Annotated in this window: 13 protein-coding genes; 9 read left to right on the top strand and 4 right to left on the bottom strand. The window is 57.8% G+C overall.

Annotation, left to right across the window (positions count from 1 at the left end; translation table 11 throughout):
• Nucleotides 1–47: 47 nt before the first annotated feature.
• Both RBB82_RS12230 and purD read right to left on the bottom strand, forming a co-directional pair.
• Nucleotides 48–542 carry a DinB family protein gene (locus tag RBB82_RS12230; RefSeq protein WP_433970756.1) on the bottom strand — a complete coding sequence of 165 codons (495 nt, stop codon included), beginning with the start codon at nt 540–542 and terminating at the stop codon, nt 48–50.
• Nucleotides 543–586: 44 nt separating this feature from the next.
• On the bottom strand, nt 587–1,861 hold the full coding sequence (gene purD, locus RBB82_RS12225; RefSeq protein WP_433970755.1) for a phosphoribosylamine--glycine ligase: 1,275 nt from the start codon (nt 1,859–1,861) through the stop codon (nt 587–589).
• A gap of 97 nt (nt 1,862–1,958) precedes the next feature.
• Here purD and RBB82_RS12220 point away from each other — a divergent pair, with 97 nt between their 5' ends.
• The 3 genes from RBB82_RS12220 to RBB82_RS12210 all read left to right on the top strand — a co-directional run bounded on the left by RBB82_RS12220 (nt 1,959) and on the right by RBB82_RS12210 (nt 5,617).
• A complete protein-coding gene (locus RBB82_RS12220; RefSeq protein WP_433970754.1) occupies nt 1,959–3,305 on the top strand; it encodes an Nramp family divalent metal transporter in 1,347 nt (448 codons plus the stop codon).
• A 458-nt stretch (nt 3,306–3,763) separates the two neighbouring features.
• Nucleotides 3,764–4,297, top strand: a complete 534-nt coding sequence (locus tag RBB82_RS12215) for a dihydrofolate reductase family protein (RefSeq protein ID WP_433970753.1) — start codon at nt 3,764–3,766, stop codon at nt 4,295–4,297.
• 642 nt (nt 4,298–4,939) lie between these two features.
• Nucleotides 4,940–5,617: a VOC family protein gene (locus RBB82_RS12210; protein WP_433970751.1), complete on the top strand. Its 678-nt coding sequence runs from the start codon at nt 4,940–4,942 to the stop codon at nt 5,615–5,617.
• A gap of 66 nt (nt 5,618–5,683) precedes the next feature.
• On the opposite strand, the gene RBB82_RS12205 is transcribed toward RBB82_RS12210, so the two are convergent.
• On the bottom strand, nt 5,684–7,546 hold the full coding sequence (locus RBB82_RS12205; protein WP_433970749.1) for a hypothetical protein: 1,863 nt from the start codon (nt 7,544–7,546) through the stop codon (nt 5,684–5,686).
• Between the two features lie 455 nt (nt 7,547–8,001).
• Between RBB82_RS12205 and RBB82_RS12200 the strand changes: the two genes are divergently transcribed.
• Nucleotides 8,002–10,905, top strand: coding sequence for an aconitate hydratase (locus RBB82_RS12200; RefSeq protein WP_433970747.1), 2,904 nt, complete (start codon nt 8,002–8,004; stop codon nt 10,903–10,905).
• A gap of 132 nt (nt 10,906–11,037) precedes the next feature.
• On the opposite strand, the gene RBB82_RS12195 is transcribed toward RBB82_RS12200, so the two are convergent.
• Nucleotides 11,038–12,378: a hypothetical protein gene (locus RBB82_RS12195; protein WP_433970745.1), complete on the bottom strand. Its 1,341-nt coding sequence runs from the start codon at nt 12,376–12,378 to the stop codon at nt 11,038–11,040.
• Nucleotides 12,379–12,667: 289 nt separating this feature from the next.
• Between RBB82_RS12195 and RBB82_RS12190 the strand changes: the two genes are divergently transcribed.
• The 5 genes from RBB82_RS12190 to RBB82_RS12170 all read left to right on the top strand — a co-directional run bounded on the left by RBB82_RS12190 (nt 12,668) and on the right by RBB82_RS12170 (nt 19,369).
• Nucleotides 12,668–15,142 carry a RelA/SpoT family protein gene (locus RBB82_RS12190; protein WP_433970743.1) on the top strand — a complete coding sequence of 825 codons (2,475 nt, stop codon included), beginning with the start codon at nt 12,668–12,670 and terminating at the stop codon, nt 15,140–15,142.
• A 214-nt stretch (nt 15,143–15,356) separates the two neighbouring features.
• The gene (locus RBB82_RS12185) at nt 15,357–16,685 is read left to right on the top strand and encodes a glycosyltransferase family 39 protein (RefSeq protein WP_433970742.1); all 1,329 of its coding nucleotides are present in this window, start codon (nt 15,357–15,359) and stop codon (nt 16,683–16,685) included.
• 270 nt (nt 16,686–16,955) lie between these two features.
• Nucleotides 16,956–18,218 (top strand): tryptophan synthase subunit beta, encoded by a 1,263-nt coding sequence (gene trpB / locus RBB82_RS12180; RefSeq protein ID WP_433970740.1) that lies wholly within the window; start codon nt 16,956–16,958, stop codon nt 18,216–18,218.
• Between the two features lie 10 nt (nt 18,219–18,228).
• Nucleotides 18,229–18,990 carry a tryptophan synthase subunit alpha gene (trpA, locus tag RBB82_RS12175; protein ID WP_433970739.1) on the top strand — a complete coding sequence of 254 codons (762 nt, stop codon included), beginning with the start codon at nt 18,229–18,231 and terminating at the stop codon, nt 18,988–18,990.
• A gap of 46 nt (nt 18,991–19,036) precedes the next feature.
• The gene (locus tag RBB82_RS12170; RefSeq protein WP_433970738.1) at nt 19,037–19,369 is read left to right on the top strand and encodes a chorismate mutase; all 333 of its coding nucleotides are present in this window, start codon (nt 19,037–19,039) and stop codon (nt 19,367–19,369) included.
• Nucleotides 19,370–19,404: the final 35 nt, after the last annotated feature.

Raw genomic sequence — 19,404 nt, 5'->3', positions numbered from 1 at the left:
CGGCGACGATTAGTAATTGGTCACTTGTTTGCGAGTGTTAATCGAGTTTAGACGGCCTCGACATTCATAAGCAGATAGTCCATTGCCCAGTCGGGCTTGATGCCTTGCTGGCGTACCAGAGTGGCGAGTTGTGCGTAATGCCGAATACTGTGCAGGAGTAGATGAAAAAGAATGGTTTTGCGTGTGGATCGGGCTGGCCCCATCATCCTAGTAGAAAACTCAATCGGTTCGTCCCAGTTCATTTCAGAGTCGAGGAGCTTCTGGAGGAACGCGAAGGCGTGGTCGTGGGTGGTATATATTCGCTCGACTGAATCGTAGGGAACGTTGGCGTAGTCAGTCGCGGGCAGATCGGCCAGGCGTTCTGTGTAACGGAGCTCCACCGCTACGATGTGCTGTAAAAGCTGAGCTACGGTCTGGACGTTCGTAATGTCGCAAGGGACATCGAGTAGTTCTGGATGAACTGCCAGGAGGTTACGCCAACCGTTGGAGGTCTTCTCGACCCAGGAAATCAGGTCGCGGGCGGTGAGTTTGGGTTCATTCAAAATCTTATCCTTTGTTTTATCCGGAGTTGCTCATGAAGTTACGTCTATCGCAGAGCGCGGTGGCCGATGTCGCGGCGGAACTGCATTCCTTCGAAAGAAATCTTAGCTAGTTCTGTGTAAGCCTTATCGAGGGCAGTCTGGAGCTCTGGGGCGAAGGCGGAGACAGCAAGGACACGGCCTCCGGCGGTGGTGATTTTTCCTTCTTTGAGAGCAGTGCCGGAGTGGAAGACTACTACGTCCTCGGCGGGCTGGTCGTCTTTTGCAGGAAGGCCTGAGATGGGTCTTCCGGAGGCGTACTTACCAGGGTAGCCGCCACTGGCCGCGATGATGCAGACGCTCGCTCCGGGACGCATTGCGATGGAGAGTTGGTTGGCGGTGCCGTCGATAGCGGCGTTGAAGAGGTCGAGGATGTCTGTCTCGAGGCGGAGGAGAATGGCTTCTGTTTCGGGGTCGCCGAAGCGGGTGTTGAACTCGAGGACCATTGGGCCACGCGGGGACATCATGATGCCGCAGAAGAGAATTCCTTTGAAAGGTTCGCGTTCGGAGCGCATGCCATCGACTACCTTTTGCGCGACGTTGTGGAGGAGCCAGCTTCGCATGGCCGGGGTGGCGATGCCGTCGGTGGAGTAGGCTCCCATGCCGCCGGTGTTGGGTCCGGTGTCGCCCTCGCCGATGCGCTTGTGGTCCTGTGCGGACGCGATCTCAATGGCGTGTGTGCCGTCGCAGAGGGCAAAGAAGGAGAGCTCCTCTCCTGTGAGGAATTCCTCCAGGATGACTTCCTGCTCAGCCGTGCCGAGGAGGACGCCGCTGAACATCTGGGCAGCAGCTTCTTCCGCCTGAAGGTGGGTCTGGCAGATAACGACGCCTTTGCCAGCGGCGAGGCCGGAAGCTTTGACGACGACAGGAACGGTGAAGCGTGGCAGCTCCTCGCGAACCTGTTCGAGTGTAGTGCAGATGCCGTAGGCTGCGGTGGGAATGACATGGCGCTGCATGAACTCTTTGGCGAAGGCTTTGCTGGTCTCGAGCTGGGCCGCGGCTTGCGTGGGGCCGAAGACGCGATGGCCGCGCCGGGTGAGCTCGTCGACCACGCCTACAGCGAGGGGGAGTTCCGGGCCGATTACCGTGAGGGCGGGCTGTTCGATGGCGACAATGTTTACCATCTCGTGCAGGTTCGCTGGATCGCAGGGGATGCAGCGGGCGAGCTGAGCGATGCCTCCGTTGCCGGGAGCGCAGATGACTTCTGTGACCTGAGACGACTTGCGGAGAGCCCAGACTAACGCGTGTTCACGACCACCACCACCGATTACCAGAACCTTCATACTTCTATCTTGCCGCATTCGGGCGCGACTGTGTGCGGCGGCTTGCCGTGACATCTCTATACTGAAGAGGATGGCGGATTTGGATCTGTCTGGAGATGTGTCGAGTTCTTCTGCGGCCAAGGCTGCTGCGACGAGTCCAGTCGCGGCTCCGACCAAGGGTTTTTTCCCTGGGTTTCGACGGAATGAGATGTGGACCTACTTTGGCCCGGCGTTTGTGGCTTCGGTGGCTTACATCGATCCGGGAAACTTTGCGACCAACATTCTGGGTGGGAGCCAGTATGGATACCGGCTGCTGTGGGTGCTGCTGTGGTCGAATGCGATGGCGATCCTGATCCAGTATCTTTCCGCGAAGCTCGGGATCGTGACCGGGCTGACGTTGCCGCAGAACTGCCGCAAGCATTTTTCGCGCCCGATGACCTTGTTTCTGTGGGTGGCGGCGGAGGTTTCTGCAATCGCGACCGACCTGGCGGAGTTTCTGGGAGCGGCGCTGGGGTTGTATCTGCTGTTTGGGCCAGTGCTGCTTGCGCATGGGTGGTCCAGGACATCGAGCCTGTTTGCGGCGGCAACTGTCTCGGCGGTGCTGGTGTTCCTGATTCTGGCTCTGGATCTTGCGGGGTACCAGTGGCTGGAGCGCGGGATCATGGCGTTCGTCGGGATCATTGGCCTCTGCTATGGGTTTGAGGTGTTCCTCGTGCATCCGGATTGGAAGCGTGCGGCGTTTCATACGCTGGTTCCAACGCTGGACCCGAGGGATATGCATGGCAGTCTGTATGCCGCGGTCGGGATGTTGGGTGCGACAGTGATGCCGCATGTGGTTTACCTGCATTCGGCGCTGGTGCAACCGCGGCGAGAGGAGATGGTGAAGCTGCCGCGGGTGGATGGGCAGTCGCGGCGCCGGAAGTATCTGCAGTTTGAGCTGATCGATGTCTTCGTTGCGATGAATGGAGCGTGGCTGATCAACTCAGCGATGATTGTGATGGCGGCGGTGGCGTTTGTGCATGGCGGCCATGCACCGGACGTCGAGGAGGCGTATCGGACGCTGGGGCCGCTGCTGGGGCCGCTGTCGGCGACGGTGTTTGCGGTGGCTCTGCTGTGCTCGGGCCTCTCTTCTTCGACGGTTGGGGTGATGGCGGGACAGGTGATTATTGAAGGGTTTCTCGACATCAAGTTCTCGATCTTTCTGCGACGGCTGATTACGATCATTCCGGCGCTGGTGGTGATTGCAGTCGGACTCGATCCGCTGAAGATTCTGATTCTGTCGCAGGTGGTGCTGAGCTTTACGCTGCCGTTTGCACTGATTCCTTTGCTGTTGCTGACCAACCGCGCTTCGGTGATGCGGAGCTTCGTCAGTACGCGCAGGACACGGGTGGCGGGGTGGTGCGCGGTGGGTATTATCCTGACCCTGAATGTGGTGCTCCTGGGACAGATCGCGCTTGGGCAATAGCCGCTTGTTTGCCCAGGGGGGGTACCCCCCTGGTAGGTGGTCGCAAGCCTTTTATTTGCAAATATTTACGAAAATTGCTCCCCGCAAAAATGTCATTCTAAAAGGGTTACAGCTAAATACGTCTAAACAAACGGGTTATAGGTGACAGCTGCTTTAAAGCTAAAAGCCCCGGAATATCTCCCGGGGCTTTCTGATCTCTGTATTCATTTTACCGGATGGAGCAGAACTAATACGCCACGCGAATGTGCAGGACTGGCGCGGGTTTTCGCACTTTGGGGGCTTGACAGACTTTCGGGGCGACTCGATTCTGGGTAGCGTCTCAGTTTGCATCTCGGGATTGGGAAGCTGCGCTCCAGTGAGAGGTCACTGACAATGCGGCGCGCAGATAGGGTTCAACCTCGCCTCCGCGCGACGTCTGCGCAAGGTGTTCTGAAGAACCTAAGAAGGAGATTTGCAGCATGGCGAAACTTGTCTTCGGCTTGAATCAGTCACTGGATGGCTACGTGGACCACATGCAAATTGGGCCGCCTCCGCCTGAGGCCTTCCGTCACTTCATTGGGCTGGTGCGCGACGCGACTGGCTTCGTTTACGGTGGTCGCACGTACGAGATCATGCGCTATTGGGACGAAGATCTTCCTGATTGGGACGCGGAGGATCGCGAGTTCGCGGCTGCGTGGCAGAGCAAGCCGAAGTGGGTCGTGTCGCGTTCCCTCAAGTCAGTTGGCCCCAACGCCACGCTTGTTGCGGATGACTTCGAGACGGAGATACGCAAACTGAAGGCTGAGCAGACGGGCGAGATATATGTTAGCGGACCAGACCTGGCGCAGAGCCTGACCGAGGCTGGTCTTATCGATGAGTATCGACTCTATCTCTTCCCTATCGTGCTTGGGAGTGGCAAGCCGTTCTTCGCCGGCCCCCGGTCGCGGCTCCGCCTTGTGGGCAGCGATCGAATCGCGGGTGACGTGATTCGGTTGACGTACGTTCCGGCTTAGTCGCGTGACGGACTGCGTCGACGCGGATGGTCCACTTTGGGTCGGTGAGCGAAAGTCCAAACTGAGATACTCCCCCGATCCTGGGTAGTGTCTTAGTTTGAAATTTATGGACAATTGTTGACGTTCTGACGACAGGCAGAGAGTAGCGAGAAAAAACAGGGCCAAAAGATAACGAGGGGAAGTGCGATCAGCGCCCATAGGCCTCGCCACCTGCACCTAAACAGGGTTACAGCCAATAGTAAGAACCATGCCGCCGACAGCACGAAACTGGGACGAGCCAGCAAACTTATGTCGAATCCCGGAATGAAACTCGCTATGCACGGGATAATGTAAGCCACAAACGCGACCGAAAATGTTGCGGTGAATAGTGGTTTCATATCGAGCTGCGCTCATTATATGAGCCGCGCTTCCTGGCTTCGTTCTCTGGGGCAAGCGCAGCCAAATTTTCTGGACTCCAGATGTGATCGGTCAGTCCAGCCTCCATCGCTGGTGTGACCTGCAACGTCTTATGAACACGTCCCGATCCTGAGTTTGGTTGACAAACCGGACTGGGCGCGACAATCTAGGATCGCGGCGTAGGCGCATCGGTGCAGGTCCAAAGGGCAATGCCCACCTACAGTATGTGACCTTCAAATTGCGCCGATGTCGAATCTCGAAAACCTCAGGAAACAGGCCAAACAGTATCTGCGATGGCACCGTGAGCGGTATTACCCGGTCGCAGCCATCATTCGCGAGTACTTGCCTCGATTCGGTCAGCTCTCCGATCCGGAGATCCTGGCGGCAGAGTTCAAGCTGGCTGATGCGCAGGAGCTGGTGGCGCGTGAGAAGGGGTTTGCGGGATGGCAGGCGCTCAGGACTGGAGCCGACACCGTGAGCCAACCAACGAAACAAAACGCCGTTCCACCAATGAGCAAGGTTCAGCCAGTGCTCAATTCAGTTGCCGCACATCTGTTCGTTCGAGACATCAACGCCTCTTGTGAGTTCTTCGCGAGCAGGCTTGGGTTTGCTGTGGACTTTGTCTATGGAGATCCGCCCTTTTATGGACAGGTCAGCCGGGACAAAGTGAAGCTTGCGCTGCGGCATGTGGATGAGCCTGTCTTTGCCGTGAGCGATGCGGGAGACATCCGGGAGCGCGAGGATTTGGTTTTAGCCTCGATTACGGTAGCCAGCGTGGAGGAGATCAAGCAGCTCTTCCTCATGTATCAGGCTGCTGATGTGCCTTTCCATCAGACGCTGAAGAAGGAGCCGTGGGGAGCCAGGACGTTCATCGTCAGGGATCCGGACGGGAATCTTATTCTGTTTGCCGGGCCTGCCGAGTGAGAGGCGAAGAAGCAACACCCGGTGAAGAGGCTCACCGGGTGTTCTGTACCTCTGGGTTGTTAGGTACTAGTGAGGATGCCCCTCCTGGTGTGGCTCGGATTGCTGCGGTCTGGGTGCTGAGACCTGCCTTTGCTGCGGTTGAGGCCGAGGCTGTTGTGGTGCCGGGCGAGATATGTTCTGTGGCCGTGGCTCGGGCTGGCTTGGCCGCTCCTGTTGTTGAGGCGGGCGCGACTGCTGCTCGGGACGGGACTGCGGTTGAGTGGGCCTTACTTCAGTCTGCGGCTGAGCAGGGCGAGACTGGGGTTGGGGTTGGACCGGTCTGGTCTGGAACTGAGGTTGAACGGGCCGGGTTTCGGGCTGGGTGGGACGTGCCTGAGGCTGGGCTGGACGATTGTCCGGTTGAACTGGACGGTTCTGAGGCTGAGTCGGGCGTACCTGCGGCTGCGTGGGTTGGACTGGGCGAGTCTCAGGCTGCGTTGGGCGTACCTGAGGTTGGTTGGGTTGGACTGGGCGAGTCTCAGGCTGGTTTGGGCGTGCCTGAGGTTGATTGGGTTGAGTTGGTCGAGTCTCAGGCTGCGTTGGGCGGACCTGAGGCTGGTTGGGTTGAGTTGGTCGAGTCTCAGGCTGCGTTGGGCGTACCTGCGGCTGGTTGGGTTGAACCGGTCGGGTTTGGGGTTGGCCCGGCCGAGTTTCAGGCTGAGGAGTTTGGCCAGGGCGGGTAGGCTGGATGGCCGGACGGTTTTCCGGTTGGCCAGGGCGAACGGGCTGGACGGCTGGGCGGTTATCCGGTTGAACGGCGGGGCGGTTGGTCTCGCCGGGGCGAGTTACCGGTTGGCCGGGACGGTTTTCAGGAACGCCGGGGCGGTTTGGCTGCACAAGCGCGGCGGGGATGGGGCGGGCGACTGCCGCGATGGGACGAGGGGATGCGACCAAGGCAGGACGGCCCTTGTTCACGTTATAGAACTGCTGACGATTTTGTGCGGCTTCGCGCTGGTTCTGAATCTGCGTGGTCATGGGTGGAACACGAGGGCCGCGGTTGGCTGCGATCTCGGCTGGCTGCGGGCGTACGTTGATGCCGCCGCGACCGCCGTTGTAGGAGACGCGATTGTTGTTGATGGTCGTGTTGTTCACGATGACCGTGCGGTTGTAGACGTTGGTGATCCGCGTGGTGTTGATGTTGTTGACGGAGCGGTTGTAGTAGAAGTTATTACCCTGCCAGTAGCCACCGTGGTAGCCGTTGCCGGTGTAGCCGTAGCCGTAATTGACTCCGCCGTAGAAGCCGATGTGCTGACCCCAGAAGCCGCGGTGCAGGATGTAGCGGTTGCCGAAGAAGCCCCAGTAGGCGGGTGTCCAAAGGGCGCCGTAGAAGGGCGGAGCGCACCATGCGCCAGGGACCCAGTAGTAGCCGACGGGAGCATACGACCAGTAGCCGGGGGTCCAGAGATAGTTGGGCGCGGGAGCTTCGGGTTGCTGGTAGACAGGGAGCGGCGGAGGCGGCTCGTTGGCTTCTTCGATGGCCTGCTGGCCGGCGTCTACCTGATCGTCTGAGGGGGGAGGGGCGTTGTAGTTGTAGTTGTCGTCGTAGTCGGCACCGCTGCTAGCAGCAGGCTGCGCGGTTTGAGCGGCGGTGTACGCCTCGTTCTGCGGCGGTGGGGCCTGAGGAGCATATTGCTGACTGCTCTGTTGGGGCTGCGCCTGCGAACGGATGCCGAGGACTCTGCTTTGTGGGGCCGGTGCGGGGGCGGGGGCGGCCTGGGGCTGGCTGTTATCGACGGGCGCCATGTTGGCGTCGGTTGGGTCGGGGCCTGCGTTGTCGGGGATGGCCGCCGGCTCAGCTCCCTTGTGACATCCGGAGATGGCTACAGCGCCTGCTAGAGATGTGATGCCGAGCGAAATTCCTAAAAGATACCTGGGAAATAGTTTGTTCATACCGCCTGTCTCCTCTTACCAGCTACCCGTGTAAACACGAAGTTACGAATTGAGATGCACATTTAAGGAAATATCGTTTGTGATTGGTGATGACACTAACAAAGACGAGGCTCGATGAGGAGGTCTTGGGGCTAAAGCCTCAGTACTTTAGAGGGTGTGTCGTTACTTTAGGAGGGGCAGGCGTTCGGCGATCTGATTTTGAGATTTGTCTTGAAGATGGAAGTGAAGACGAGGCTACGCGCGAAGGCCGGGATCGCAGTAAAATTGTTTGCATGGCAGGCAGCCTTCCCAACACGAAGCGCTTTCGCCACGGTCGCCCTGACCGCGGACGCTGCTTCTAGTTTTACCCCTCCCCTGAAAACTTGATAGGCTTCAGCCGTTACATTTGCGGCTCGAAGTTGCGACCCCGGCCCTTTACCATCGCGCTTCCTACAGCGCACCTCGGAGAAGATACCATGCCGACCCAAACGCACCCTGATTCGTTCAAGAGCCAAGCTACGCTTACATCCGGTAAGACCACGTATGACCTGTTTCGCCTGAAGTCGCTGGAGGGCGCGGGAGTCGATCTGACACGGCTTCCGTTTTCGCTGAAGATTTTGCTGGAGAACCTGCTGCGACATGAGGACGACCGCACGGTGACTGCGGATGATATTCAGTTTCTTGCTTGCTGGGATCCGAATGCAGAGCCTTCGCGCGAGATTGCTTATATGCCTGCTCGTGTGTTGATGCAGGACTTTACTGGCGTGCCTGCGGTGGTAGATTTGGCCGCGATGCGTGATGCGATGAAGGCGCTGGGTGGAGATCCGGAGAAGATCAATCCGCTGCAGCCGGCGGAGTTGGTGATCGACCACTCGGTGCAGGTGGATGAGTTTGGGACGCAGCGGGCGTATGACTTGAATGCGGCGCTGGAGTTTCAGCGGAACCGCGAGCGGTATGCGTTTTTGAAGTGGGGGCAGACGGCGTTCAATAATTTTTCTGCGGTGCCGCCGGGGATGGGGATCTGTCATCAGGTGAATCTGGAGTACCTGGCGCGGGTGGTGTTTACGACGCAGCCGGATGCGCAGGGGAAGCTGTTTGCTTATCCCGATACGCTAGTTGGAACTGATTCGCATACGACGATGGTGAATGGGCTTGGTGTGCTGGGTTGGGGCGTTGGCGGTATTGAGGCAGAGGCGGCGATGTTGGGACAGCCAGTGAGCATGCTGGTGCCGCAGGTGGTCGGGTTTCGGCTAACGGGCAAGTTGAAGGAAGGAACGACGGCGACCGATCTCGTGCTGACGGTGACCGAGATGCTGCGGAAGCTGGGGGTGGTTGGGAAGTTTGTGGAGTTCTATGGGCCGGGGATTGCCGAGTTGCCGCTGGCTGATCGCGCGACGATTGCGAATATGGCTCCTGAGTATGGAGCGACGTGCGGGATCTTTCCGGTGGATGCGGAGACGCTGCGATATCTGCGGCTAACGGGACGGCCAGAGGAGCAGATTGCGCTGGTGGAGGCCTACTACCGGGAGCAGGGGCTGTTTCATACGGCGGAGTCGAAGGAGGCGGTGTACTCGGCTACGATCTCGCTGGACCTTGCGACGGTGGAGCCTAGTGTGGCGGGACCGAAGCGGCCGCAGGATCGGGTTGCGCTGTCGGGTGCGGCGGAGAGTTTCAAGGAACAGCTGCCGTCGCTGCTGGGGCCGAATGGAAATAAGAATGTAATTCGGCAGATGGTGCGATGGGAGGGAGAGGGCGGGACGGCCTCTGCGTCGGGTGATTTGAGCAGCAGCGTTGGGGCTTCGGCGCCGGTGGTGGAGGCTCCGGTGGTGCAGGTGATTACGATTCGGGATGAGAAGCTGCCGCAGCTTGAGGCTCCGCATGTGTCGATTCGGACGAGGTTTGGAGTGGATCCGGATAAGTATCTCGACCATGGATCGATTGTGATTGCGGCGATTACGTCTTGCACGAATACGTCGAATCCGTATGTGATGATGGCGGCGGGTTTGCTTGCAAAGAAGGCCGTGGAGAAAGGGCTGAGCACGCCACCATGGGTGAAGACTTCGCTGGCGCCGGGATCTCGTGTGGTGACGGACTACTACGTGAAAGCAGGGTTGATGCCGTATCTCGACAAGCTGCGGTTCCAAGTTGTGGGGTATGGATGTACGACGTGCATTGGGAACTCGGGGCCGCTCCCGACGGATGTTTCGAAGTCGATTGAAGACAACGGGCTGGTGGCTGTGTCGGTGCTGTCGGGGAACAGGAACTTTGAGGGAAGAATTTCGCCGGAGGTGAGGGCAAATTATCTGATGAGTCCGCCGCTGGTGGTGGCGTATGCGCTGGCGGGGCACATTGCACATAACTTCGATACGGATCCGCTGGGGCGTGACAAGGAAGGGCTGCCGGTTTATCTGAAGGATATCTGGCCGACGCAGAGTGAGGTTTCTGCTGCGGTGAATTCGTCGATCGATTCGGAGATGTTTCGGCGCCAGTACAGCACTGTTTCGGATGGCGACCAGAACTGGCAGAGCCTGAAGTTTCCCGACGGGGAGACGTATGGGTGGGAGCCGGATTCGACCTACATTCGCAAGGCCCCCTACTTTGATGGGATGCCGGCTACGCCTGCTCCTGTGGAGGATATTCATGGGGCGAGAGTGCTGGCTGTGCTGGGCGATTCGGTCACGACGGATCATATCTCACCGGCGGGTTCGATTAAACAGAATGGGCCTGCTGGAAAGTATCTGACCGAGCATGGGGTGAAGCCTTCGGACTTCAACAGCTATGGATCGCGTCGCGGGAACCATGAGGTGATGGTGCGTGGGACGTTTGCCAATGTGCGGCTGCGGAACAGGCTCGCTCCGGGGACCGAGGGAGGCGTGACGCGGCTGCTGCCGGACGATGTGCCGATGTCGATCTATGACGCGAGTGTGGAGTATGCCAAGCGGAAGACTCCGCTGGCGATTCTGGCGGGTAAGGAGTATGGGTCGGGGTCGTCGCGCGATTGGGCAGCGAAGGGGCCGCGGCTGCTGGGGATCCGTTTTGTGATCGCGGAGAGCTATGAGCGGATTCATCGTTCGAACCTCGTGGGGATGGGGATTCTGCCGCTGCAGTTTATGCCGGGGCAGAATGTCGAATCGCTACGGCTTTCGGGCGAGGAGGTGTTTGCCGTCGGTGAGAGGGGTGAGTTGAAGGCGATGCTCGAGAACAAGTTTGCCGATGGCAAGGTGGTTACAGTGTTTGCGGAGTCGGACCTGGGCAGGACGATGGAGTTTTCTGCAACAGTGAGGATCGATACGCCGCAGGAGATTCTGTACTACCAGAACGGCGGGATTCTGCAGTACGTGCTGCGGCAGTTGGCCGGCACGAACTCGGCATCGGCTTAGCTGGGAGGCATCGGGGTACTCCTCTCCGGGGTACCCCTCCCTACTTAAAATCCTCGAAACAGGGATTTAGGCTTGGACGTCTATATAACTTCCGAGTTGCCGTGACAGGAGAGCCGGGTTCTACACAGGCTCTCATCCCTCCACAGGAGGGTCCATCGGGACGAGGAAGTTGCTGGCGAGAAGATAGGCGAATAGATGTCCCAGAGGTGGCGTGCGACGCAGGTGGCTTGCTGAAACCCATTCATTCGTCTCGCTCCACTCCCAACCGTTAAAGGAAGTACCCCTCAGCCATTCCCGCAGATCCGCGGCGGGCATCGGATAGACGTAGATGCGAACATTCTGGGCGAAGAGACGGGCAAGAGCTTCGAGCAGCTTGCCTTCGAGATTGCCGTAGATGTCTTCGAAGGCTCGAATCACAAGGGAGAGACCTCCGGCGAATCGCACAGGCGCCTGTGTATGGCGATTGACGAGAGCCGTCATGTGGTAGAGCTCGGGTTTACGAAAGAGGAGCACGTCGCCGCCAGCGGCGAGAAGCGAATCGATGCGACGAAGCATGTCGGGAGTTTCCGGGGTTGGCTCTTCCGACGTCAGCGGAGCAGCGGTCAGGCAAAAGAAACCAGCGGGCGTCGATTTTGTTTCGCTAAGGTCCTGATGAAGCTCTTGAATTGCGGAATTCAATAATCGCAAATGGACCTGCGAATGAATGGGATCGGTGTGGCCGAAGGATCCCGGTACAAGCACAATTGCTTTCTTGTAGAGGACCTCGGTCGGGGGAACAGCGGAGCCCTTGATTGGGAAACATACAGCCTCTGCGAGGCCATCACGAACCAACTGGACTAGCAGAGCCCGACGATCCCAGCTTTCGAATGCCGGCCCGTGAAGATCCACGTAGTCGATCTCGATTCGCTCCGGGACAACGTCTTGTGCCAAGCCTTCAAGAAATGAATCCTTGATTTGTACTTCATAGAACGCAGCGTGGATGAGGTTGACCCCCAGGATACCGATGGCTTCCTGCTGGAGGACATTCGAAGGATCGCGCATGTTGACGTGCAGCAGGACGTCGTTGGCAGGACCACCGGGCTGCAACTGAAACCGGAGACCGATCCAACCATGTGAGTCGTTGGTTCCGGCGAAGTTGCGGGCAGAGACGGTATCAACGAAGCAGAAGAACCGAGTCTGCGGACCACGAGTCTCGTTTAATTGCGTAAGAAGCTGGGCCCACTCGTTATCGAGCATCGCCTCGAGTCGCTGCTTGGATACATAGCGCGACCCGGCGCCGTAGAGATCATCGCTGACTTCCTTGTCGTAGGCGGAGATGGTCTTAGCCACGGTGCCGGAGGCTCCTCCTACGACAAGGAACCACCGCGCGACTTCCTGTCCGGCACCGATTTCGGCGAAAGACCCGAAGGTTGACGTATCAAGATTGATAGCGAGTGCTTTGTGATGAGTGTCGAGTTTTTGAGCGGAAGGCATAGTCAAGGTCCAGTTGGGCAAGCGTCTGGGTCAAGCGTCTGGGTGTGAAGGGTCCTTGATAACGACTGAAACCAGCTGCGCAAAGAGATTCTACCCTCTACCACGGCCTCATGAACAAGCATAGCGTGAAGTGCACCACTGACCTCCCCGCCCGCCAAGTTCGCGGTGTGCAGAATGGCTTGTTTCTAAGTCCCGGATGGCCGGCGATTCGGAGCGCAGATCTCAGTGGGCCTAAGTTGGCTTCTTTCACTGCGGCTGTAAAGGTTGACGGTTCAGCCTATAATGAACTATGGCAATCGCTCCTCTGGCCTCTTCGCAGGCTGGGCCGAAGCCGAAAGAAGAACCGAAGAGCCAACCGGAGTTGGAACATACCGAAACGGGGATTGAGCTGGAAGCAGCTCTTCCTGTCGCGGAACCACCGGTCGCCTCGGATACGACCCCTCGCGTGAAACGAAAAAAGCAAGAGGTGACACCGGACAAGACCGATCTGGTGATTGCCGGCGTGGATGAGTCTTCGGCGAGTCATCTTGCGGGTAGTTCCGCGAAGGCCATTCATGTTGTGGATGCGAAGTTTCAACGGCTGCTGGAGACGGTGCACGCGAATCGGCCAGCGGATGACCTGGATATTATTCGCAAGGCCTGGGCGTTCTGCCTGCAGCAGCATGAGGGCCAGAAGCGGGCCAGTGGCGAGCCGTACATTATCCATCCGCTTGAAGTGGCCCAGGTGCTGGCTGAGTTGAAGATGGATTCGACGGCGATTGCAGCGGGGTTGCTGCATGATGCGGTGGAAGACACCGATGTTACTTCGGTTGAGATCGCTAAGCGGTTCGGGGACCAGGTGGCGCACATCGTTGAGGGTGTGACGAAGCTGGAGAAGATCAAGTTCGCAAATCGTGAGGACCATCAGGCGGAGAACATTCGCAAGATGCTGCTTGCGATGGTGACCGATGTTCGCGTGGTGATTATTAAGCTTGCAGATCGGTTACATAATATGCGGACGCTGGAGCACCTGAAGCCGGAGAAGCAGCAGAAGATTGCGCGGGAGACTCTGGATATCTACGCTCCGCTTGCGCATCGGCTGGGCATGGGCAAGCTGCGCGGCGAGCTGGAGGATCTGGCGTTTCGGTATACCGATCCGTATGCGTATGAACAGGTGTCGACTGAGGTAGATGCGCTGCGCGGGGCGGGCGAAGAGTTTTTGCAAAAGATTGTGAAGCAGCTTGAGGCGAAGCTGAAGGAGTTCAAGATTCAGGGGCGGGTGGAGTCGCGAATCAAGCGGCTGTATTCGATACAGCAGAAGCTGGTGGATCAGAAGATTCCTGTTGATCAGGTGTATGACCTGCTGGCGATTCGCGTGATCTGCAATACCGTTCAGGATTGCTATGCGCTGCTTGGGCTGCTGCATAGTATCTGGCGGCCGGTGCCCGGTCGGATCAAGGATTTTATTGCTATGCCTCGACCGAATCTCTACCAGTCGCTGCATACGACTTTGATTGCTGAGGGTGGGCATCAGTTTGAGGTGCAGATTCGAACGGAGGATATGCATCGCGTCGCGGAGGAAGGGATTGCGGCGCACTGGAAGTACAAGGCATCCGACAATGTAAGCGCGAAGGATGAGCAGCGGCTGGCGTGGGTAAGGCAGTTGATGGAATGGCAGCGGGAGATGACCGATCCCAATGAGTTCATGTCGACGCTGAAGATCGATCTGTATCCGGAGGAGGTGTACACCTTTACTCCGAAGGGCAAGGTTGTCGTGCTGCCGAAGGACGCGAGTCCGATTGATTTTGCGTACACGATTCACACCGAGGTGGGGAACACGACGGTCGGCGCAAAGGTGAATGGGCGGATCGTGCCTCTGCGGACGAAGTTGCGTAATGGCGATATTGTTGAGATTACGACGCAGACGGGACACGCTCCGAGCCGCGACTGGCTTAGCTTTACGAAGAGTTCGCGGGCAAGGAACAAGATCAAGCACTGGCTGAATGAGCATCAGCGCGAGCGTGCGATTGAGATCGGCAAGAAGCTGCTGGATCGCGAGGCACGGAAGTACAAGCTGGGGCTAGGTAAGTTTCATGAGGCGGACTACGACAAGGTTGCCAGCGAGTATGGTCTGGGGACGCAGGCGGAGCTGCTGGCGGGCGTTGGGTTCGGTAAGTTTTCTGCGCGGCAGGTGCTGAATAAGCTGGAGCCGGGGTCGACGATGTCGGCTGAGCCTGTGGCGCCGGAGGGCGGAGTCGGCAATACGGTTGGGCAGATGTCGGAGGCGGTGAAGCGAGTCTTCTTTGGGAAGGGATCGGATTCGCTGCAGGTGGAGGGGCAGGACGATCTGCTTGTGTATCGGGCGCGCTGTTGTAACCCAATTCGTGGTGAGGAGATTGTGGGGTACGTGACGCGGGGCAAGGGCGTTGCGGTGCATGCTAGAAGCTGCCCGAATGTGCAGAATCTGTTGTATGAGTCGGATAGGAGGATCCAGGTGGAGTGGTCGCCATCGCCGACGGAGCCGGGAACGACAAAGGCACAGACGTATCCGGTGAAGCTGACGGTGTTGTGTGATGACCGGGCGGGTATGTTGAAGGAGTTTACGGCAATCATCTCGGATGATGGGACCAACATTCGCAGCGTGGATACGAAGCCGCTGCCGGATGGTCAGGTGATGGTGGATTTTGTCGTGGAAACGGTGGACGTGCGACATCTGAACAAGCTGGTGCAGAATCTGCGGAAGGTGCCAGGCGTGCGAGATGTACAACGCGTGCAAAAGATTTGATGATGTATGCGAAGCGGAGTGGCAAGGCACGGCTAACGTCAGAGCTAACTATTGCGTCGCATTGTGAGATGCAGATGCCGCGACCAGCTTTAGTAACAAATTGTGATCCTAATTTGTCGAAATCCCCAATATTTCAGAGGCCTTATAGAAGCGTCACCCTATATCATGGACAAATGGATTGTTCGCAGCTGATGAAGATGGAGAGTGGGCCATCTTGAAGAGTATTAGCGCGGGTCCATTCCGCAGAGCGTGGGATAAGCATCCAGTTTTGTTAATGGTTTTGGCCGCTCTGGCGGTGCGGATGGTCGTGGTGCTCTGTGGTTTTCGTGCGCAGGCAGCGCCGACGATCGATCATGCGGAGTTTGGGTGGGAGATGGGCTGGGTTGCGCGGTCGATCTTTCTGGGGCATGGCTTTAGCTCGCCGTTCTTCCCTTTTACCGGACCGACGGCGATGGTTCCACCGATATTTCCGTACATGCTGGCCAGCATGTTTCATTTGTTTGGGTTGTATACGGCAAAGGCTGCGTTTGCAATCTTGTCGATCAATAGCCTGCTGTCTGCGCTGACCTGCATACCGATCTATTTCAGCGCTCGGTATGCGCTGGGTGAGAAGGCCGCGCGGTGGGCTGGGATCGGTTGGGTGATCTATCCGTATGCGATTTATTTTTCTGGAGCGCGGGTGTGGGATTACGCGCTGACTGGGCTACTGTTTACGGCTTGCTTTTGCATCGCTCAGCAACTGCATCGGCGGAGACAGCTTGTGGCCTGGCTGGGTTTTGGCGCGTTCTATGGAGTGACCGCGCTGGCGAATCCATCGGTGCTGCCGATGTTTCCTGTGTTTTTGCTGCTTGCTGCGCTGCAAATGCGTCGGGATGGTGAGAGGTGGCTGCTGCGTTGCGTCGTTGCCGCAGCAGGGGTTGTTGTCGTGCTGACTCCGTGGACGATTCACAATTATCGCGCGATGCACTTTGTGGGGCCGGTGCGGGATAACTTCTGGCTGGAGTGCTGGGCGGGGAACAACGGCGATACGTTCGAGTCGAATGCGAGATGGGCTCATCCCGCCAGCAATGCGATGGAGATGCAGCGGTTCGAGGCTGTCGGTGAGGTCGCCTATATCGCTGAGAAGAAGGTGATGACGATGAACTTTGTCGAGCATCATCCTGTGTTCTTTGCAGGATTGTCGCTGCGACGCGCTTTCGCATACTGGAGCGGCTTCTGGAGCTTCAGCCCGTCGTATCTCAGCCTTGAGCCGTTGGAGATTCCCGATGTGTTTTTCTGTACAGGCATGACTGTGCTGATGCTGGTGGGAGCACGACGGTTCTGGCGCGAAGACAGAGTCAGGGCGCTGCCGTTTCTGGTTTTGATCGTGTTCTTCCCGATCACGTACTACTTCACGCATGCGTCGCCGGACTATCGGCAGCCGATTGAACCTGAGGTGATGGTGCTGGCTGTGCTGGGCGTGATGTCCCTGAAGAAGTTCCGCAGTCTCGAAGAGACGATGGAAGACGAAGAGAGCCAGTTGGCGATGCCTTCGAGTCGTTGATGCGGCTCTCTTGAAAAAAAAAATACAGAGCAATTCGATCTCGCACAGTTGCGGGAGTTGTGGACAGGATGTATCTTGATAGCAAGATGATGATTACTCAGATTAGCCGAATTTCGTTTATTGCCCGCTATTGGCACACAATAGCGGCGTCGGCGGAGTAGCTTCATCTGAAAGATCTGTAAGTTTCAGTTGATTCGACATCCATACGAGCCGCGACCTTCCGAGTCGCGGTTTTTGTTTTTTGAAACGTGAACAGCAGGAGAGAGATCGATGAGTGCAAGTTCAACGATAGGTTTGCCAACGGCGGTGGCGGGGCGATTCGGCGCATATGGCGGCAGGTATGTTCCAGAGACGCTGATGGCGGCGCTTGAAGAGTTGGAGCATGCGTATGCGGTGGCTCAGAAGGACGTTGAATTTCAAACTGAGTTGGATGGCCTGTTGCATCACTATTGCGGGCGGCCTACTCCGCTCTACTTTGCGAAGCGGCTTACGGAACAGTTGGGTGGGGCGAAGATTTATTTGAAGCGCGAAGACCTGCTGCATACCGGCGCACACAAGATCAATAATGCGCTGGGGCAAGGCCTGCTGGCACGGCGGATGGGGAAGCAGCGGATCATCGCAGAGACTGGCGCGGGGCAACATGGTGTTGCGACGGCGACGGTTTGTGCACTGCTTGGCCTGGAGTGCGTCGTTTATATGGGTGAAGAAGATATGCGTAGACAAGAGCTGAACGTGTACCGGATGCGGCTGCTGGGCGCGGAGGTTCGCGGGGTTTCGGCTGGATCGGCGACTTTAAAGGACGCGATCAATGAGGCGATGCGGGATTGGGTCACCAATGTTCGGACGACATACTACATTCTAGGGAGCGCGCTGGGGGCACATCCGTATCCGACGATGGTGAGGGATTTCCATCGGGTGATTAGCCGCGAGGCGCGAGCGCAGATGTTGGAGCAGGAGGGTAAACTGCCGACTGCGGTCGTCGCTTGTGTGGGCGGTGGGTCGAACGCGATTGGCGCCTTCTATGAGTTTTTGCCGGATGCGAATGTGCAGTTGATTGGCGTAGAGGCAGGTGGGCGCGGCACGGCGTTAGGCGAACATGCTGCACGATTTCAGAAGATCGGCGGCGGCATGCCGGGGGTGCTCCAGGGTACGTACTCGTATGTGTTACAGAACGATGCGGGGCAGGTGAGCAGTACGCATTCGGTCTCGGCAGGCCTGGACTACGCGAGTGTGGGGCCAGAGCATGCGATGCTGCACGATTCGGGGCGGGCGAGCTATGTTTCGTGTTCGGACGATGCGGCGTTGAAGGCTACGGTTACACTGTCGCGCACGGAGGGAATTCTGCCTGCGCTTGAGAGTGCTCACGCGGTAGCAGAGGCGATTCGGCTTGCTCCGACGATGGCAAAGACCGATGTGTTGATGGTGAACTTGTCCGGTCGCGGCGATAAAGACATGGGCATTCTGGCGAGAGAGTTGAATTTGAAAGGCAGCGAGTCAGGGAGCCAGCAAGTCAACAGCACGGCGAAAGGGTAAGTGCAGAGCGATGGCGATTGAGTTCAGGAAGAGGCCGGGGGTTGTTGCTTATTTGACTGCGGGTGATCCCGACCTGGAGACGACGCGGGATATTGCATTGGCAGCGATTGACAACGGCGCGGATGTGATTGAGTTGGGTGTGCCGTTCAGCGATCCACTGGCGGATGGACCGGTGATTCAGCGAGCCAGTGAACGTGCGGTCGCACGCGGTGTCCGGTTGAGCGATGTGCTTAGTCTGACGAAAGAGTTGCGCGCTGCACGGCCGCGGGCGGGCCTCGTTTTGTTCTCCTACCTGAATCCCGTGGTTCGGATGGGAATGAAGACGTTTTGTGCATGGGCAGCGGAGGCTGGGGCCGACGGTGTGCTACTGACGGACATGATTGTTGAAGAGGCGGCAGAGTATCTCGAAGCGATGACGGGGAATGGGCTGGCTCCGATATTTCTTGCGGCGCCGACCAGTCCGGATGCGCGATTGAAGGCGATAGCTGGAGTGTCGAAGGGGTTTGTCTATGCGATCTCGCGGGTTGGGATAACTGGCACGCAGCAAAAGGTGGCTGGAGATGCTTCGGAGCTTGTGGCGCGGCTGCGGCGATTTACAACGTTGCCGATTGCTGTGGGATTTGGGATCTCCAATGCTGAGCATGTGAAGGCGGTTGGCGAATTTGCGGATGCGGCGATTGTTGGTAGTGCGTTGGTAGCGCTTATTGAGAAGACGCCTGCACCGGATGCCGCGGCTGCGATTGGAAGATTTATAGCGGGGCTTCGAGGATGAGATCTTCAACTACGCCCGATCGTGGCAACGGCATGCGGCGGTTATCATGGTTGATACAACTAACCTTGCGACGATTACTTGTGCATGCGGTGCCGTTGCAGCGAAAGGCAATTGGATGGATATCTCCGACTGGAGACAGAAGATTGACGAGTTGGATGTCGAGATCGTTCGACTCATCAACAAACGTGCAGAGGCAGCGCGTGCGATTGGCGAGCTCAAACGTACAGCAGATCTTCCGGTTTACGAGCCGCGCCGCGAGCAGGAGGTCTTCGATCGTGTCCGCAAGGCAAACCCTGGACCGTTGCCTGACGCTGAGTTACTACACGTTTACGAACGGATTATCGATGTGATGCGAACGCTGCAGCGGAGAGATCGTTAGAAGCCGATGATTGGCGAGGCCAGTGTAGTTTTATA

The sequence above is a fragment of the Tunturiibacter lichenicola genome, from assembly GCF_051013355.1.
Classification (GTDB): Bacteria; Acidobacteriota; Terriglobia; order Terriglobales; family Acidobacteriaceae; genus Edaphobacter; species Edaphobacter lichenicola_F.
The sequence above is the reverse complement of the archived record's forward strand: the minus strand, read 5'-3'. Positions and strand labels throughout refer to the sequence as shown.

Coding starts and splice junctions, on each gene's coding strand:
- RBB82_RS12195 (WP_433970745.1), bottom strand. CDS start 12,378: ATGCCTTCCGCTCAAAAACTCGACACTCATCACAAAGCACTCGCTATC.
- purD (WP_433970755.1), bottom strand. CDS start 1,861: ATGAAGGTTCTGGTAATCGGTGGTGGTGGTCGTGAACACGCGTTAGTC.
- RBB82_RS12215 (WP_433970753.1), top strand. CDS start 3,764: ATGGCGAAACTTGTCTTCGGCTTGAATCAGTCACTGGATGGCTACGTG.
- RBB82_RS12205 (WP_433970749.1), bottom strand. CDS start 7,546: ATGAACAAACTATTTCCCAGGTATCTTTTAGGAATTTCGCTCGGCATC.
- RBB82_RS12170 (WP_433970738.1), top strand. CDS start 19,037: ATGGTTGATACAACTAACCTTGCGACGATTACTTGTGCATGCGGTGCC.
- RBB82_RS12190 (WP_433970743.1), top strand. CDS start 12,668: ATGGCAATCGCTCCTCTGGCCTCTTCGCAGGCTGGGCCGAAGCCGAAA.
- RBB82_RS12200 (WP_433970747.1), top strand. CDS start 8,002: ATGCCGACCCAAACGCACCCTGATTCGTTCAAGAGCCAAGCTACGCTT.
- trpB (WP_433970740.1), top strand. CDS start 16,956: ATGAGTGCAAGTTCAACGATAGGTTTGCCAACGGCGGTGGCGGGGCGA.
- RBB82_RS12210 (WP_433970751.1), top strand. CDS start 4,940: ATGTCGAATCTCGAAAACCTCAGGAAACAGGCCAAACAGTATCTGCGA.
- trpA (WP_433970739.1), top strand. CDS start 18,229: ATGGCGATTGAGTTCAGGAAGAGGCCGGGGGTTGTTGCTTATTTGACT.